This window comes from Mucilaginibacter sp. 22184, from assembly GCF_052045695.1.
Classification (GTDB): Bacteria; Bacteroidota; Bacteroidia; order Sphingobacteriales; family Sphingobacteriaceae; genus Mucilaginibacter.
In genome coordinates this window covers 135,892-153,587 of sequence record NZ_JBQEPI010000011.1, presented here as the reverse complement: position 1 = coordinate 153,587, position 17,696 = coordinate 135,892, and the positions used below count along the sequence as shown (strand labels likewise).

The following is a 17,696-nucleotide window of genomic DNA, read 5'->3' as shown; positions in this document are numbered from 1 at the left end:
CACAAATGGGGGCGAATTACACGGTTTATTAGGATCTGCCCACCATGCTGCGACGGAGCTCAGCACGGCAGCCGATCAAAAAACCAAAGCCCCGTGCGCTTCCTTCCGTGGGGAAGGAATAATGCCATTAATTAAAGATGCTCCATAGGAGTAAAAGCTTTGTAGAAAATAAACAACAATCTTTTAGCATGCCGTAGGTATGCAACCTGAGTACAGTACCTATGGCACTGAAAGGGAATCGACTTTTTCTACAAAGCTTTAACCCCGATGGGGTTTGAAAAATCCCTTAACTTAAATAATAGTGCGGGAAGGGGGGGGAAGGGGTTTATGAAACAGGATTATCATCGCGCAAAGAAACCCCTTCCCATGATGAAATGCCCTATGATGTAAGAGAATGGATGAAAATGTTCAAAAGGTGGGCTGTCACCCCGAGCTCCGTCGAAGGGTAGGGCGCAGAAGCCTGGCCACCATGCTTCGACGACGCTCAGCATGACAGCCTTTTTACCCCAAAAACACGGTTTACACTTTTTTGAGAAAATCTGGCAAAATAGAATTTAATTATCTGATTATCAATTAATTAAATTAATGTTAACCTTAAAAAGTGTAAACCCATGTAAACCCACTTTTTATCAATTTTTGGTTGATATACCTTAGTAGTTAAATGGCATAAAATAGCCCGTGATCAATCACAGGCTATTTTTATATGAGTGCAGGCAGACGCTTATTGGCCTTGTGCCAGCGTATAGCCAATTTTACCATCAAAATTCATCAGAAACTCCACAGAGCAAACTTTGGCCAATTCCGAAAAATTGGCCGCTATGTGCAGCAGTTCTTTCTGGGTGATCTCTTTACCGGCCTTCTTTTCAAAACGTACGCGGTACTCGTTCACCAGCTCGGTATAAATGGAGCCTGTAGGCCAAACCTGGGTGCCACGATTGGATATCATCACCAGTTCAAAATTGTCGGTCAGTACCTTTTTGGCCATTTCGGCAAGCTCATTGGGTTGTACCCGTGCTTCCACAAACACATCTACACCAATCATCTCTTCTTTGATGTTTTTGGTAACGGTAAGCTTGTTTTTTATGGGTTGCAGATAGCTCACGCGGGCCTCAAAATCGGGATTTGAAAAAACACCGCCGTTGGCCGGTACCTGGCCTATATTGGCAATAATAGCATCGGTAAAGGCATTGGTATTGGACGCGGGGATGGACCTGTTGCCAAAATCACCTGTATGTACGCCTTGCTCCAGGGTGTACAGCAGCGCATTTTCTATGGCCGCCGCGTTTTTGGAGAAACCTAAAAAGCGTAACATCGAAATACCCGACAGCAATAGAGCGGTAGGATTAGCTATGCCTTTGCCCGCGATATCGGGAGCGGTACCGTGTACGGCCTCAAATATGGATATATTATCGCCAATGTTGGCTGATGGCGCGAAGCCCAATCCACCTACTAAACCAGCGCAAAGGTCTGATACGATATCGCCTTGTAAATTGGTTAAAACAATGGCCTCGAACGTCTCCGGGCGGGTTACCAACTTCATGCACAGGTCGTCCACGATAATGTCTGATGCCTCAATCTCAGGATATTCCTTGGCTATCTGCTGAAAAGTTTCCAGGAAAAGACCATCAGTAAGCTTCATGATATTGGCTTTATGGCCGCAGGCTAGTTTTTTTAAGCCTTTGCGTTTGGCCATTTCAAAAGCATAGCGGATCACCTGCGCCGAGCCCGGGCGGGTAATAATACGGCGACCAACAGCAACGTCGTAAGTCAGCAAATGCTCAATGCCGCCATAGGTATCCTCAATGTTTTCGCGGATAATGGTGAGGTTGATGGGGATACCGGCTTTGGAGAAAACGGTATCAACACCATTCAGCGTCCGGAAATCGCGCTGGTTGGCATAGGTATTCCAAACTTTACGGGCGGTTACGTTGATGCTTTTTACGCCTTTACCTTTTGGTGTTTCCATGGGGCCTTTGAACAATATGCCCAGGGTTTCAATAGTTTCCTTTGCTTTAGCCGTCATACCGGTGGAGTGCCCGGCATCAAAATACGACTTGCCCATCTCCACAAATTCATACTCCAATGGTACATCATTGGCCTCAAAAACTTTAAGTACGGCCTGCATTATCTCGGGACCTATCCCATCGCCGTTGGCTACTGCTATTTTGGTTTTCATAGAACGTGTATTTATATGTAAAAACGGCGCTAAGGTAGCTGTTTTTGGGGTATTCGGGGGACATAAGGCTTACTGTATCCCAATTTGTGACAATAGGATTAAAGCTTTTCGGGCGCATATGCGTTTCTTTGCAGCCATAATACCGGCGCATAACCGGGCTTATTTATTATATTTGATATCAAGATGAAAACAATTCCTAAACAACTTTTCAGGGTCTTCTTATTCTCAGTTATCCTGTCTATAGCTGCCGTATGCGTTTATTACAATATAGAGCAAAAGAGCGATGACTATACCAAGACATTACCTAAGATCATGGAGAATGTCACCTTTTTAAATATCATCATTTTTGTAATGACCCTGCCTGCCATGTTCCTGGTTAACCCACAATACTGGAATAACCGCATTGTACGTTTTCTGCTGTATTTTGGCGGATCGGTAGTGTTTATTATTACCGCCCTGAGCATGAAAATGACTCCTGCCGGCAGAATGGTTTACCTCATAACAGGTGGCATATTCCTGGTTGTACACGCTGTGTTTTATTATTTGCTGGTTAAAAAGCGGTAGTTTGCTATAGATGTTTTAAGCATTTTATGGCTTTTTGAAAGATTTCAGGTAAACTTGCATCTTCAACATGAAAGCATTCTACGGAGATTTAAAATTAGGTATCCTGGGCGGCGGCCAGCTTGGTCGTATGCTGATACAACAGGCCATAAATTATAATGTTACCATAAAAGTTCTTGATCCCGACCGGGAAGCGCCTTGTCGTAAACTCTGTGATGAGTTTACTATAGGCTCTCTGAGCGATTATGAAACTGTTTACAATTTTGGTAAAAATGTAGACATGATCACCATCGAAATAGAAAAGGTGAATGTTGACGCTTTGGAACAATTAGAAAAAGAGGGCGTGATGGTTTATCCGCAGTCGCGGATTATCCGGCTGATACAGGATAAGGGTTTGCAAAAGCAATTCTTTAAAGAAAACGGTATCCCTACGGCCGATTTCCAGATCATATCATCGCCACAGCAATTACAGCAAAGCTTTATACCATTCCCGTACATTCAAAAGCTGCGTAAAGACGGTTACGATGGTAAAGGTGTTTATAAAGTAGCCGACGAAAGCTACTTATCAGGCGCGTTTAAAGAACCCAGCCTGATCGAGAAATGGATCGATTTTGAAAAGGAAATAGCCGTAATTGTAGCCCGGAATGAGAATGGCGACATAAGCACATTCCCCTTAGTGGAGATGGAGTTTAACCCACAGGCCAACCTGGTTGAGTTCCTGATATCGCCATCAACCTTACCATTCGAAATACTGGAACGAGCTGAACAGGTAGCCAAAAAGATTGCTGAGAGTCTTAAAATTGTAGGTATACTGGCGGTAGAAATGTTTTTAGATAAGCATGGTAAAATACTGGTGAATGAGCTGGCTCCACGACCACACAACAGCGGCCACCAAACTATTGAAGGCAATGTGGTTTCGCAGTTTGAACAGCATTTAAGGGCCATATTTAACCAGCCACTGGGCGATACAGCCTGCCTCAACAATGCCATTATGGTGAATATTTTAGGTGAAGTAGGTTATGAAGGTCCGGCCATATACCAGGGCATCGAAAAAATATTGAAAATTCCGGGTGTATATGTACACTTATACGGAAAAGCCTTAACCAAGCCATTCCGCAAAATGGGTCACGTAACCATTGTTGATGCCGATCGGAAAAAAGCCATCGAAAAAGCAAGATTAGTGCAGCAGACGTTGAAGGTGATTAGTTAGGTTTTGGTTCATAGTTCATGGATCATAGTTCATAGTAGAACAGGTTATTTAGATATTCAATAAATAAAAGATAAATGGCATTTAGGTTTGAAGATCTCCAGGTGTGGCAGAAGGCCATGGACTTAGATGAACAAATCAACCAGTTGACTAAAACCTTTCCCAAAGAAGAAATATATATCCTAATATCCCAGATAAAAAGGGCCGCTGATTCGGTAGTGCTAAATATTGCCGAAGGCTCAACAGGGCAAAGCAAAGCTGTTTTTAAAGTATTTTTAGGCTACTCACTAAGATCTGCGATAGAAGTTGTTAGTTGTTTATTTATCGCAAGAAGAAGAGCCTATCTGAAAGAAGAGGATTTTAACGTACTATATAATGAATATGAGGTATTGGTAAAAATGATCACAGCACTCCGAAATTCAATCTGACGATTTTTTGCCATGAACCATGAACCATCAACTATGAACTTAGAGAAAGAACCAAAAGTAGCCATCATTATGGGCAGCAAATCGGATTTAAACGTAATGCAGGATGCCGCTGATGTTTTAAAAGAATTAGGTGTTGATTATGAGATCACCGTAGTATCGGCACACCGTACGCCCGACAGGATGTTCAGTTATGCCCGTGCTGCAGCTGATAGGGGTATTAAGGTGATTATTGCCGGCGCCGGTGGTGCCGCGCATTTGCCAGGTATGGTTGCATCGTTAACGCATCTGCCGGTAATCGGCGTGCCCGTAAAATCAAGCAACTCTATTGATGGCTGGGACTCGATACTATCTATATTGCAAATGCCAAATGGTATCCCTGTGGCTACTGTGGCCCTTAACGCGGCAAAAAACGCCGGTATCCTTGCCGCGCAGATATTATCTACGGCTGATGAATACCTGGTTAAAAACCTCATCAACTTTAAAGAAGATCTTAAGAAAAAAGTAGAAGATTCTGCTAAGGAAATGGAAGGATAGTGAACGTTATATGTTTTACGTGTTACGTTATACGTTTTTTATACATATAACGTAACACGTCCAACGTAAAACCTCATCTAAAAGCTCAATTCAAAGCCGGGTTCTCCGGGAAATTGGCTATGTGGGCATAACGTTGGCCCAGGCCTATAACAACCTCTTTCCATAGGTTTTGCTCGTCATTGGAAAATAATGTTTCTGATTTGAACTTTTCGGCTACTATCCAGCTGTCCTGTAGTATTTCTTCTTCCAATTGTTGTGAGGTCCAGCCGGAGTATCCTGCAAAAAATTTGATCTCGTTTTCTGTCAGTTGGTAGTTGGATATTAATTCCTTTGCCTGTTCAAAATCTCCGCCCCAAAACATCCCTTCGGCTATTTCAATACCACCTTCTATTTTTTCGGGGCAGCAATGCATAAAATGTAAAGTGTTTTTGGCTACCGGTCCGCCGTCATAAACCGGCATTTCTGAGTAAGAAACATCAGGTAATACATCGCCCAGCATATATTCACTGTGATGGTTTAAAATAAACCCCATAGCACCTTCAGCAGAGTATTCCGTCAGTAAAATAACCGATCTTTTAAAATTCGGATCCATCATAAAAGGCTCCGAAATAAGCAGACGCCCCGCGGCGGCAGGTATAGGACTTAACATAAGGTTCAGTTTTTAAAAAGTACAACAAGCATAATAAAAATATGTTCAATTATTAAATTAAAATTTCTGTACCCGCTTTCGGTATCAAGGTGTTAGTATTAAGATGCATTTATATTGTAAATGTTACTTTTAAAAACTGTCTTGATACTTGATACTTGATACTAACTACTTGATACTAATTTGTAAGTTTGCATACAATGAATCAGCAGGAAATACAAAATTTAAGGCAGGATTATACTGCCGCTACATTATCCGAAAATGATACCAAGGGCGACCCAATAAATCAGTTCGAACAATGGTTTAACGAAGCTTTAGCCGCAAAATTGCATGAACCCAATGCCATGACGCTGGCAACAGCTACCACCAACGGAAAGCCATCAGCTCGTATTTTATTATTAAAAGGGTTTAACCAGCATGGTTTTATATTCTATACCAATTACTTAAGTCGTAAAGGCAAAGAGATCACCAAGAACCCACAGGGAGCTATTACTTTTTTTTGGGGCGAACTGGAACGCCAGGTACGTATTGAGGGTACGATAGAAAAATTGAGCAAGGAAGATTCCGAAAGATATTTCCATTCGCGCCCAAAAGGCAGCCAGATAGGGGCTGTAGCTTCGCCGCAAAGCCAGGAGATCGAAGGTCGTGAAGGTCTGGAAAAAAAATGGAGCGAGCTGGAAGCAGAATATGAAGGTAAGGAAGTGCCCAAACCATCATTTTGGGGTGGCTATATCCTGAACCCGCAACTGGTTGAGTTTTGGCAGGGACGTTCAAGCCGTTTACACGATCGGATCCTGTATAAAAAAGTTGATAAAAAAAGCTGGAAAAAAGTACGTTTGGCACCATGATGTTTAACGATATTAAGCAATTGCTTATTCAAAAATTTGGCGAAACTGTAATTACAGGCGAAGAAACAGGCGGGCTGCAGCCTGCCTTGTTGATCAAACCTGATGATATTACGGCTGTATGCCTGGAGCTGCGCAATAACGATAAAACTTATTTCGATTTTTTGTCGAGCCTGAGTGGTGTGCATTACAATGATGAGGATAATCGTTACGGTGTGGTTTACCATTTGGCATCAATACCCTATAAAACACAGCTCACACTTAAAGTGAGCAAACCACACAACAGGGAAAGCGCCGAATTGCCCGAATTTAAAAGCATAACCACCGTATACCGTACCGCCGACTGGCATGAGCGCGAGGCCTATGATCTGTTGGGTATATTTTTTGAAGGCCACCCCGATCTGCGCCGGATATTGCTGCCCGATGACTGGGAGGGTTTCCCGCTCCGGAAAGATTATAAGAATGCAGAATATTATAAGGGCATCAAGATAGATTAGGAAAAAGCACTGTCATGCTGAACTCGTTTCAGCATCTCATTAGGATATTAAATCATATATGACGCAGCTTAGCGTGTGGGATGCCGAAATAAATTCGGCCTGACGCTTCTTATTTAGGGCGCGGCACTTTTAAGCCTTGTTTCGTTATAATACTTCAGCAGCTTATCTATATTTTTTAAGCCATATTGGTGAGCATGTATTTTTTCAACCACATCGGGGTCATCGCCCATAATGTCGGTCATGATGTCCTCAAAATTCTCGTCGGTCAATTGTTTCATTTCGGCAGTATTGGTGCCATAATAATAAACTGTTTTACCACCTTTACGGCCACGCCCGCCACCAAGTGATATCCCAATACCACCGCCTACGCCACCACCATAGCCACCGGTGCCGTAACCCAGACCAACACCAGGCGAAATGCCAAAGCCGCTTCCACCGCCGCTGCCTTTGCCACCCTCTGCTACATAGAGTTTGGTAGGTTCGTCTATCACTACTTTTACAAAATCGGTCTCCTCTTTACCCCAGGCGCTATTTTGAGGGGCATGGGCCACTACAAAGCTATCTTTAGCTACGATGAATGACCGCAAATCACTGGCGCTTAATTTATAGGGATTGTTCTTTTCGGTTTCTTTAAATTCAATAAAGCCTTCATCTTTTATAGGTCCTTTCCCGGGAGGGTTAAGCCTGATAAAGCCGGTTTCGCGGTTGCCTTTTACATCAGTAAAAGTACCGGGCTGCCATTTTTGAGCCTGTGCCGATGTGAAGCTCAATACGATCAATGAAAGAAGTATAGTTGTGCGCATAATGAGTTTAAAAACGAAGAACGTGATTTTGTGAAATTTAATATGATTGCTGTGTACCTGTAACACATAAAATACACAATTATAGTAAAATTGTACCTATATGATTTAGATTTGAATATCTAAAATAGGAATTAAAAATTACCATGCAATTAACTGTTGATTTACGCAGCGATACGGTTACCAAACCGACACCCGGAATGCTCGAAGCCATGTGGAGCGCCAAAGTAGGCGATGATGTTTTTGGCGAAGACGAAACCGTTGACGAACTGGAAAATAAAGCCGCAGCTATTTTTGGGATGGAAGCAGGCTTGTTTTGCCCCTCGGGCACTATGACCAACCAAATAGCTATTAAATGCTTTACACAGCCCCTGGATGAGCTGATAGCCGACCAAACCGCGCATGTTTACCGTTATGAGGGCGGGGGTATCGCTTTCAATTCGGGTGTATCTACTCGTTTGTTAAATGGTTACCGGGGTATTATCACCGCCGAGATGATAGCACCTGAGATCAATGCCGAAAATATCCATTACCCGCATACTAGCTTAGTGGTATTGGAAAATACAGTAAATAAGGGTGGTGGCAGCTGTTATACACTGGCCGATATTGCGCCTATCGCCGAACTATGTCAAACAAAAGACTTAAAATTGCACCTCGATGGCGCACGTATATTTAATGCTTTGACACATACCGGCGATAAAGCAGTTGATTACGGCAAATACTTTAACGGGATATCTGTTTGTTTGTCAAAAGGACTGGGTGCGCCTGTAGGCTCGGTTTTACTGGCCGATGCGGCAACCATTAAATACGCACGTCGTATCCGTAAAGTTTTGGGTGGCGGATGGCGCCAGGCAGGTTTTTTAGCAGCCGCAGGTATCTACGCGTTGGATCATCATGTAGAGCGATTGAAAATTGATCATGCCCATGCCGCTATTTTAGGCGAAGAACTAAGCAAATTATCCTGGGTAAGCAATGTATTGCCTGTGGAAACCAATATTGTGCTTTTTGATACCGTTGAGCCTGCAACTTCCGTATTGGCCAAACTGGCTATACATGGTATCAAAGCCATCGACACGGATAAACACCGTATCCGCTTTGTAACTCACCTGGATGTTCACCCAGAGCAGGTAGAACACGTTATTAAAGTGTTAAAGAGTTTATAAGAACTATGTAAAATCAAAAGCCCGGAGTTTTAAGCTCCGGGCCTTCTTTTTGAGTTATTAACACACTTTCCCCCTCATAACTCAAAGTTCATGAATATCTTATTTGGTTACCGGAACGCTCAAGGCAATATCCAGGTAATCGGGCGAGCCGTTTTTGGTAATGCCGAAATCTTTGGTGATCACTTTAAAATCGCCTTTAAAAATACCTTCATTCCCTTTGTCGTCAAACGTAAAATGAATGGTAATAGGTTTGGTAACACCTTTTAGGGTAAGCTTGCCATTGGCATCATAACCTGCACTGGTTTTGCTCACGGCAGTTGATGTAAAGCTGATAGTAGGATAATGGTCAACATCGATAGCGTCTTTAGAGTGACTGGTTTTAATAAAAAAGCCAGTGCTTAAAGTAGTGGCATCGATAGTTGCCGAAATCTTCGCGTCTTCAGGATGCGCTTTATCAAACTGAATATTGGCTTTTAAGCCTTGAAACTCTCCGTGTATCTTACCGTTAGAAAATTTTATTTCATAAGGATCCTTTACTTTCCAGGTTGTTGCCGCGATAAAAGCCGAAACGCTAATGAATAATATAATTAGCGCGGGATAGATAGTTTTTTTCATGTCAGTACTTTTTTGGTTTGATATATAACCTCTGTTAAATGATGATCGTTACAAAAAATACGAAGGGTTTTGGTAATAGGTTGCCTGTGGCGAAAATTTCCTTTGTGAGGTTCTTTTTGCCTTATTTGAAAAAATAAATTAGGAATGAGGCAACCTATTTGTAAATGAGATAGTAATGTATATAAATATTGTTTACTAAAAATCATTACAAATGAAAAAACTATCAAAACTAATAGGTGTAGCTTTTATGGCAACTATTTTGTTTTTTGCAACCAACGTAAAAGCACAAACTACCCCAGCCAAAGACTTTGTTTTAAGCTTAGGTATTGAATCGGGTCTGCCGACTGGAGTTGCCAAACTGGGTACAAACTTTAGTCTTGGCGGAACCGCACGCCTGCAGTACGGTGTTACTAACGATCTGGCTATCACCTTTACTACCGGGGGCTATCACTTCTTTCCGAAAAAAATACCCGGACAGGACAAAAGATATCAAAGCTATGGTGAGATACCTATAAAAGCGGGTGTTAAAGAGTTTTTTCTGCCCAATATATATGTAGGCGGCGAAATTGGTGTTGCCTTTGAGAAATTGGAAGGTCCGGACTGGGGCCCTCATCGTTTAGATCTGTCGCCTAACTTAGGTTATGCCACTAAACATTGGGATTTTGGTATTCATTATGATTACTTAACTCATAAAGAAGATCACCTGGGCATATTTGCCTTACGCATAGCTTATGGATTTGGCTTATAATTTTACTATCTAACACAAAAAGGGAAGCTACATCATGGCTTCCCTTTTTTGTTAAGCTGTGTAATGGCCCTCAAAACTCGCTACTCACAACTCATTAACTCACCTGCCTATCTGAAGCGGTGCTGATAATCAATGATCCAGCCAGGGTATTCAACCGGGAGTGCGCTTACCTCATCAATTTTTTTCAGGTCATCGTTAGATAATGTAATTTCGGTCGATTTGATATTATCCAGCAATTGATCATTATTTTTTGCACCAATGATAGTACTGGTGATACCTTTTTGCAGGCGTACCCAGGCCAGGGCTATCTGCGCTGCCGATACATTATGCTGTTTGCCTATCTCTATAATGACATCGATTATATTATAGGCTTTTTCTTTATCTATCGGTGGAAAGTCAAAGGTTGCCCTGCGTGATCCTTCGGCATTTTGATTATCCCGGGTAAACTTGCCCGATAAAAAGCCGCCGGCCAGCGGGCTCCAGGGCATCATACCCATGTTTTGATCAATGGCAACCGGTAATATCTCCCTTTCAATATCCCTGCCTGCCAATGAGTAAAAGCACTGCATACCCACAAATTTGTTCCAGCTGTTTTTTTCGGCAATACCCATGGCTTTCATCACCATCCAGCCGGGCCAGTTGCATACGGCTACATAACGTACCTTACCACTTAAAACAATATCGTTTAATGAGCGCATGATCTCTTCAACCGGGGTATGATAATCCACACCGTGCACATACAATATGTCGATATGATCAAGCTGAAGCCGTTTTAGGCTGGCATCAACCGATTGAAATATATGGTACCGGGATAGGCCCCCGCTGTTTTGTCCCTGGTTTAAAAAAGCGCGTACTTTGGTGGCAATAACCAACTGGTTGCGATCGAGCCCCACGTCTTTGATAGATTGGCCGAGCAGCGATTCGGACTCGCCAAAGGAATATACATTGGCGGTATCAATAAAGTTGATACCCGAGTCAACAACCGTTTTCATGATCTCATTAACCTCTTTTTGCTGAGCCTTACCAATGGCTTCGTACAAACCCGTACCGCCAAAGGTCATAGTGCCAAAGCAAAGCTCAGAAACCAGCAAACCGGTGTTGCCTAAAAAATTGTATTTCATAAGTTGGTGGTTTTTTGTTTGATGTGAAATTAGTTACAATACCAAAGTTTATAAAATGTAAACATCATTATTAAGTAAAAGTTGGCTTGTGTACCTAAGTCGTTACTAACCATTGCAAAACTTAATTATAAAGCCTTTGTTGTTGATCATTATGAACCGATTGCTGCGAAAACTGGAAAAAATTGGTCGCGACCCTAAGGTCAGCGCGAGGGCTGTTGGTTTAAGGTATGTATCAGATTCATCACCGGGTTATACCCGTAAACGATCGGGAAAAGGCTGGAGTTTCTACGATGCCGAGGGCAAACTGGTAAAAGATAAGGAACTGATAAACAGGTTTACCCATCTGGTGATCCCTCCGGCTTATACCAACGTTTGGATATCGCCCTATGAAAATGGTCATTTGCAGTTTACCGGGATCGACGCTGCCGGGCGGAAACAATACCGTTACCACCCGGGCTGGAACCAGATACGCAATCAATCCAAATATCATCGGCTACAGGCTTTCGCTTCTTATTTGCCTGTGATACGTGAGCAAGTGGATAAGGACCTGGCCCGGCATAACCTTGGTCATGAGAAAGTACTGGCGCTTGTCGTACGCCTGATGGAACTGACCAGCATCAGGGTAGGAAATGAATCCTATCAAAAACTATACGGCTCTTTTGGATTAACCACGCTGCAAAACCGGCATATTAAAATTGAAGGGGCAACTATCCGGTTTGAGTTTAAAGGCAAAAAGGGTATTCAGCACAAAATAAGCCTACAAAGTCGAAAATTGGCCCGACTGATCAAGCAGTGCCGCGATATTCCGGGAAAAGAGCTTTTTCAGTACTATGATGAAGCAGGCGAACGGCACAGTATCGACTCTGGCGATATTAATAATTACCTCAAAGAAATTACCGGCGAAGATTTTACAGCCAAGGACTTCCGTACCTGGGCAGGCAGTGTAAGCGCCTTATACGCGTTTAAAGCCGCCGGTGAATTTGCTAATGTAACCGAGTGCCGTAAAAAAATAATCAGCGTAATTGACGAAGTGGCTGTTACTTTGGGTAATACCCGTTCGGTTTGTAAAAAGTATTACGTGCATCCCTCGGTGATCAAAAGCTATGAGGATGGTACCCTGTTTAAATACATCAGCGGCCTTGATGAAGCTAAGGATGAAAAAGCCACCGAACTTAACCAGGCCGAAAAGGCCTTGCTTACCCTCCTGGAAACAGAAAAACTGGCCGAAGCCAGTTAGTTGGTATAATAAATTTTGACATGCAAACCATTATTTTACCCCAAAAGTGGGTTTACATGGTTTACACTTTTTTATGGTTTACACTGTATTATATTGTTGATAATTAGGTGTTTGTGTTTTATTTTTTACCGTTTAATAGGTTTTTATGTAAACCCACTTTTTGCCTCTGGATTCCTCTGTGAAAGTCCTTAGGTATAATAGCCTTTCAGACAATCTTTATTCAGTATTCTTTTTAGTTGCAATCTGTACAACCCCATTTTTTGCCTTGTTACCGTATTTTTTTAGGGTGCTTTCGTCGTTACTAACAGTCATGCTTTCAATTGCATTAGGGGTTATTTTATTTATATCAGCGGCTGGCACTTCTTTTCCATCTATAATAACCAGCGGTGTTTTATCCTTATCAAAAGCGATATGCATGCCTTTGTCATTATCTACGGAAATGTTTTGAGAAGAGATGTTTTTACCATCTACTGATACGCTCGAAGAGGATGAAACCCTTATAATGTGGGCCTTTGTATTGTTTTTTACGTTTGCCTTTATAGCAGTATCAACAGTAGTTGCAAACTGGGCAACACTTACACTAGTGCTTGTAGTAGCTGAGGCTGGAGGATAGGCCTTTACAGTAGATGCAGATGAATTTTTATGAAGTGGCTTATAATTTAAGGAGCCTCTTAATAAAACCGTACCAGAATTAGATGTATTATCTGATTTTTTCAAGTATACCTTTCCTTCGGGCGAATCTTTGGTAACAACCACCACTACACCTGCATTTTTTACATCATCCGGGTTAACAAATGGAGGCAAGTCACTTACACGGTCGCCTTTTAAAACAGTAACGTTTGATATATTATCCGGGTCTACATTTTTTAGGCTGCCTTTTACACCATTGATATAATAAACTACAGAGTCCCTGGTGTTTTTATCTCTGATAACGAGTACTTTTTTGATGGTATCCGGTTTTACAACCAGCATAGTTTTAGCTGCCTGGCGGCTAACCTTTTTTGGTTTAGGGAACAAAATCTTACCCACAGGGCTGGGTAAGGCTGCAATAGTAACCATATTTTGAAGCGGTTTAACCACGTTAACCAGTTTTATCCTGATTGGTTTGGCAAAATCGGCTTTTGATATACTGAATACCAGCAGCAAAGTAATCACCGCGGGTACCAGGAAGGCATACCGGGTGAGGTTTATTTTTGAAGATCTTTTAGCGTTCATCATGATAATGCGTTTTTTGATGGTTGATATATTAAAATGGTTCACTATACCGGGTTGCCGGTTATTAAAACTTACCGAAACCAGGCTATACTGGTAAGTTTTACTGTCGATACCCTGATTCAATATCTTGCGGTCGGTTATAAATTCTATGTTTTCTCGGATGGCCTTTTTCATGAGCCATATGCCTGGGTTAAACCAATAGAAAATACTGCTTATTTCGGCCAGTAATATATCAGCGGTATGCCACTGGTTCACGTGTATCTGTTCATGTAACAATATGGCTTTCAGATCTGAGGGTTCATGTTTTGAAGGATTTACAAAAATGCTTTGCCAGAAAGAAAAAGGTGCTGCGTCTCTATCCATAATTCGCACCTGGTGGTTGTTAATAGTGGCCGGTTTGGAGCTTTTATATAATCTGTATAGCGAAAATAATTGCACTACCAGTTTAAGGGCCAGTATATAAGCGCCTAACCAGAAAATAACCTCGGCCCAGCGCCAGTAATCGGGTTGGCTTAAGGGCTTTACCATATTTTGTACAGGTGCCTGCCAGTTGATAACCACCTTTTGTACCGGTTTTACCAGTTCCTCGTGCCGTTGTATAAATGCCGAAAAGTTTAGCCATGGGTAAACACTGGCAAAAACGATGGCTGCAAGCAGATAAATACGGTTAAGCGTATAAAAAGTAAGTGGCCTGAGCACCAGGTAATAGCCGGCGCAAAATAGCAAGAGAGCAGTATTTACTTTGAGTAAAAAAACAAACAATGCTGGCATGGTATTAGGTTTTATTGTTTTTCAATTAGTTTAATGATCTCCTGCAAATCGCTGGCGCTTATCTTTTTTTCGTTGGCGAAAAAGGTAACCAGGTCTTTGTATGAATTTTGAAAGTAATCGCTCACAAAACCACTCATGAAGCGTTTTTTATATTCCTCTTCCTTAATAGCAGGAATATAGCGGAGTGAATTACCCATCTTTTCACTTGTTAAAAAGCCTTTGCGTTCCAGGTTCTTGATCGTTGATGCCAGGGTGGTATAAGGAGGCTTGGGTTCTGCCAGCTGATCCAGAAAATCTTTTATAAAACCGGGGCCGCACTGCCACACCGCCTGCATGGCCTCTTCCTCTTGCTGCGATAATTTTTCCATTGTTTTTACGATTGTTTCGTAAATCTACGAATATTTCGTAGATGTCCAAATTTATTTTACTTTTTTCGAAATAGAGGCACCGAGGTTATTTTCAAGCATGCTCCAATTACCTTACGTTTACCTAACATATGATAAACCGTCCGCATCCGAACAATTACTATAATATATCCGTACGGAGCTTTATAATGCGTTTTGTATTAATTGGTTGATAATTAATTGTTTATGCGAATGGCATAATCTTAGCAGGCACGCTGATATAAATTTGTACAATGCTGAAAAATTATCTCAAAACCGCCTGGCGTAATTTGTTAAAAAATAAATTTTACTCTGCTATCAATATCGTTGGTTTAACTGTTGGCCTGGCTATCGGGATACTGATATTATTATGGGTGCAGAACGAGTTAAGCTTTGACAGCTTTCACAAAAAAGCGCCTAATATTTACAGAATGGCAATTTTTGGCGGTACCGGGGCCAGCAGGCAGATCTGGACGCAGGATGTTGCCCCGATGGGGCCGCTGGCCAAGCAACAATTATCGGGCGTAAAGGATCAGGTACGTATCACAGGCAACGAATTTTTTTCGATGTTCAGATACCGGGATAAAGTTTTTGGTAATGAGAACGTTGTTTTTGCCGATCCGTCATTTTTCTCGGTTTTTGACTTTCCATTAGTGCAGGGCAATACAGCAAAGCCTTTTGCAAACGATAATACCGTGGTAATTACCAAAAAAACGGCTAAGAAATATTTTGGGGACGAAAACCCGATGGGGAAAGTAATTATAGCTGATGATAAAGCCAGTTTTACGGTAGGCGGTGTTATTAACGATTTTCCGGATAATTCAAGCTTTAATATGGATCTGATCATGCCGATGAGTTACCATATCAACAAAAAACTCACGGATAACAAGGAAGACGTAAATAGCAATTTTAGCAATTTTAATTATGAAACTTATCTTTTACTTAACCCCGATATTGCTCCGCAAAGCTTAAAGACCAAGTTGTTTGACATTCACATCAGCCATAAAAAAGAAGATACTGATGTGGAATATTTATTGTTACCCTTAACCAAAATGCACTTATATCATCTTGATGGTAGCGATGGCGGCATAAGCACTGTAAGGATATTTATTGTTATAGCCTTATTAATATTGGTAATTGCCTGTATCAATTATGTAAACCTTTCAACCGCGCGATCAATGCTGCGGTCAAAAGAGATCAGCATGCGTAAAATTATCGGGGCAGCAAAAGCACACTTGTTTTTGCAATTTATTGTAGAAACCGCTTTGCTGTTTTTAATTGCCGCAGGTTTGGCCATCATGCTTATTTATGCCCTGATGCCGGCGTTTAATGAACTATCGGGTAAACAACTGGTATTTAACCTGAATGATTATCATGTATGGATGGTTATATTGGCAACCATATCGGGTACGCTTATTGTATCAAGTATTTACCCTGCCTTGTTGCTGTCGTCATTTGAGCCGCTTAAAGCATTAAAGGGTAAAGTTTCTGCCGGGATTGGTGATGTTACTTTCCGGAAAATATTGGTGGTTACCCAGTTTACATTTTCGGTTATACTTATCATTGGCACAATGGTGATCACCAGCCAGCTTAATTTTATCCGGTCAAAACAGTTGGGCTATGATAAAAGTCATGTATTTGCTTTCTGGATGCGCGATATGGCCAAACATTATGATGCCGTAAAAGCCGAACTCTTAAAACAGCCAGGCGTATTGGGTGTTACCCGGTCCAACTCCAACATTGTAAGACTTGGCGGCGTCTCGGGCGATAATGATTGGGATGGTAAAGCGGCTAATCAAACATTTATTGTACACCCTATGGCCATTGATAAGGATTTTATGTCCTTTTTTAAAATGAAACTATCACAGGGAGCTGTTTTTACTGGAGCTGTGGCCGACTCAACCCATTTTATTTTAAATGAGGCAGCGGTTAAAGAAATTGGCTTAAAAAATCCGATAGGGAAAAGATTCAGGATGTGGAAAACTAATGGCACCATAATAGGTGTGGTAAAAGATTTTCACTTCGCTTCCATGAGGGAGAAGATCTCACCTTCTATTTTTTACTATACAAAGGATTTAAATTCCATGTATATCAAAACAGATGGTCGTAACGCGCAAAAAGCTATTAACGCTGCCCAGGATCAGTTTAAACAATACAATGGACAATACCCTTTTGACTATACCTTTTTGGATGATATTTTTAACAATCTTTATAAAGGCGAACAACGGGAAGGAACCCTGTTTAATTATTTTGCGGGTATTGCTATCATGATCTCGTGTTTGGGTTTGTTAGGTTTAGCCGCCTTTACGGCGCAAGTGCGCACCCGCGAAATAGGTGTTCGAAAGGTATTGGGCGCCACCGTTAGCGAAATTATTGGCCTGCTGGCAAAAGACTTTATCAAACTGGTGCTTATAGCTATAGCTATAGCTATTCCGGCCGCATGGTTCAGCATGAATAAATGGCTCGAAGATTTTGCTTACCGCATCAATATTGGCTGGTATGTGTTTGTATTGGCAGGCTTAACGGCAATAATAATAGCTTTTATCACGATTAGTTTTCAATCCGTTAAAGCGGCATTGGCAAACCCAGTGAAGAGTTTAAGAAGCGAATAATAAAGGAAAACCTGCATAATAAAATTTGAGTATTTCAATAGAATTGTAAAAGTATTGATGCCAATCAAAAAAATCCCTCTTTAGCAAGTTATGGGCTAAAAAAACAAGTATCTTGCAAATCTGAAAGTTATCTTTTT

General features: G+C 41.6%; 17 protein-coding genes. 10 read left to right on the top strand and 7 right to left on the bottom strand.

Translation table 11 applies throughout. From position 1 onward, the window contains the following. Positions 1-721 precede the first annotated feature (721 nt). On the bottom strand, positions 722-2,176 hold the full coding sequence (locus ACTJKG_RS23515) for an NADP-dependent isocitrate dehydrogenase (protein WP_440740556.1): 1,455 nt from the start codon (positions 2,174-2,176) through the stop codon (positions 722-724). 183 nt (positions 2,177-2,359) lie between these two features. Between ACTJKG_RS23515 and ACTJKG_RS23510 the strand changes: the two genes are divergently transcribed. The 4 genes from ACTJKG_RS23510 (at position 2,360) to purE (ending at position 4,906) form a co-directional block, all read left to right on the top strand. Further along, positions 2,360-2,740 (top strand): hypothetical protein, encoded by a 381-nt coding sequence (locus ACTJKG_RS23510; protein ID WP_172336723.1) that lies wholly within the window; start codon positions 2,360-2,362, stop codon positions 2,738-2,740. Positions 2,741-2,807: 67 nt separating this feature from the next. Further along, positions 2,808-3,947: a 5-(carboxyamino)imidazole ribonucleotide synthase gene (locus ACTJKG_RS23505; RefSeq protein ID WP_172336724.1), complete on the top strand. Its 1,140-nt coding sequence runs from the start codon at positions 2,808-2,810 to the stop codon at positions 3,945-3,947. Positions 3,948-4,021: 74 nt separating this feature from the next. Beyond that, a complete protein-coding gene (locus tag ACTJKG_RS23500) occupies positions 4,022-4,372 on the top strand; it encodes a four helix bundle protein (RefSeq protein ID WP_172336725.1) in 351 nt (116 codons plus the stop codon). 12 nt (positions 4,373-4,384) lie between these two features. Further along, positions 4,385-4,906: a 5-(carboxyamino)imidazole ribonucleotide mutase gene (gene purE / locus ACTJKG_RS23495; RefSeq protein WP_440740555.1), complete on the top strand. Its 522-nt coding sequence runs from the start codon at positions 4,385-4,387 to the stop codon at positions 4,904-4,906. Between the two features lie 85 nt (positions 4,907-4,991). On the opposite strand, the gene ACTJKG_RS23490 is transcribed toward purE, so the two are convergent. Continuing rightward, positions 4,992-5,555 (bottom strand): YqgE/AlgH family protein, encoded by a 564-nt coding sequence (locus tag ACTJKG_RS23490; RefSeq protein WP_440740554.1) that lies wholly within the window; start codon positions 5,553-5,555, stop codon positions 4,992-4,994. Between the two features lie 197 nt (positions 5,556-5,752). Between ACTJKG_RS23490 and pdxH the strand changes: the two genes are divergently transcribed. Together pdxH and ACTJKG_RS23480 are read left to right on the top strand one after the other, a co-directional pair. Beyond that, on the top strand, positions 5,753-6,400 hold the full coding sequence (gene pdxH, locus ACTJKG_RS23485; protein ID WP_172336728.1) for a pyridoxamine 5'-phosphate oxidase: 648 nt from the start codon (positions 5,753-5,755) through the stop codon (positions 6,398-6,400). After that, positions 6,397-6,894, top strand: a complete 498-nt coding sequence (locus ACTJKG_RS23480) for an NADH-quinone oxidoreductase subunit C (protein WP_172336729.1) — start codon at positions 6,397-6,399, stop codon at positions 6,892-6,894. The genes pdxH and ACTJKG_RS23480 overlap by 4 nt, the downstream gene beginning before the upstream one ends. A gap of 113 nt (positions 6,895-7,007) precedes the next feature. On the opposite strand, the gene ACTJKG_RS23475 is transcribed toward ACTJKG_RS23480, so the two are convergent. Then, positions 7,008-7,697, bottom strand: a complete 690-nt coding sequence (locus ACTJKG_RS23475; RefSeq protein ID WP_440740553.1) for a hypothetical protein — start codon at positions 7,695-7,697, stop codon at positions 7,008-7,010. Between the two features lie 143 nt (positions 7,698-7,840). Between ACTJKG_RS23475 and ACTJKG_RS23470 the strand changes: the two genes are divergently transcribed. Beyond that, entirely contained in the window at positions 7,841-8,857 is a 1,017-nt protein-coding gene (locus ACTJKG_RS23470) for a threonine aldolase family protein (RefSeq protein ID WP_440740552.1), read from the top strand. 99 nt (positions 8,858-8,956) lie between these two features. Here the strand turns inward: ACTJKG_RS23470 and ACTJKG_RS23465 are convergent, their stop codons facing one another. Continuing rightward, positions 8,957-9,472 carry a YceI family protein gene (locus tag ACTJKG_RS23465; protein WP_172336732.1) on the bottom strand — a complete coding sequence of 172 codons (516 nt, stop codon included), beginning with the start codon at positions 9,470-9,472 and terminating at the stop codon, positions 8,957-8,959. A gap of 211 nt (positions 9,473-9,683) precedes the next feature. On the opposite strand from ACTJKG_RS23465, the gene ACTJKG_RS23460 reads away from it, so the two are divergent. Beyond that, positions 9,684-10,220, top strand: coding sequence for a hypothetical protein (locus ACTJKG_RS23460; protein WP_172336733.1), 537 nt, complete (start codon positions 9,684-9,686; stop codon positions 10,218-10,220). 107 nt (positions 10,221-10,327) lie between these two features. On the opposite strand, the gene ACTJKG_RS23455 is transcribed toward ACTJKG_RS23460, so the two are convergent. After that, on the bottom strand, positions 10,328-11,341 hold the full coding sequence (locus tag ACTJKG_RS23455) for an aldo/keto reductase (protein ID WP_440740551.1): 1,014 nt from the start codon (positions 11,339-11,341) through the stop codon (positions 10,328-10,330). Between the two features lie 151 nt (positions 11,342-11,492). Between ACTJKG_RS23455 and ACTJKG_RS23450 the strand changes: the two genes are divergently transcribed. Beyond that, positions 11,493-12,578: a DNA topoisomerase IB gene (locus ACTJKG_RS23450; protein WP_172336735.1), complete on the top strand. Its 1,086-nt coding sequence runs from the start codon at positions 11,493-11,495 to the stop codon at positions 12,576-12,578. A 216-nt stretch (positions 12,579-12,794) separates the two neighbouring features. On the opposite strand, the gene ACTJKG_RS23445 is transcribed toward ACTJKG_RS23450, so the two are convergent. Both ACTJKG_RS23445 and ACTJKG_RS23440 read right to left on the bottom strand, forming a co-directional pair. After that, positions 12,795-14,564 (bottom strand): M56 family metallopeptidase, encoded by a 1,770-nt coding sequence (locus ACTJKG_RS23445; RefSeq protein ID WP_440740550.1) that lies wholly within the window; start codon positions 14,562-14,564, stop codon positions 12,795-12,797. A gap of 11 nt (positions 14,565-14,575) precedes the next feature. Then, positions 14,576-14,932 (bottom strand): BlaI/MecI/CopY family transcriptional regulator, encoded by a 357-nt coding sequence (locus ACTJKG_RS23440; RefSeq protein WP_172336737.1) that lies wholly within the window; start codon positions 14,930-14,932, stop codon positions 14,576-14,578. Positions 14,933-15,201: 269 nt separating this feature from the next. Between ACTJKG_RS23440 and ACTJKG_RS23435 the strand changes: the two genes are divergently transcribed. Further along, positions 15,202-17,559 (top strand): ABC transporter permease, encoded by a 2,358-nt coding sequence (locus ACTJKG_RS23435; RefSeq protein ID WP_172336738.1) that lies wholly within the window; start codon positions 15,202-15,204, stop codon positions 17,557-17,559. The last annotated feature ends 137 nt before the right edge of the window (positions 17,560-17,696 follow it).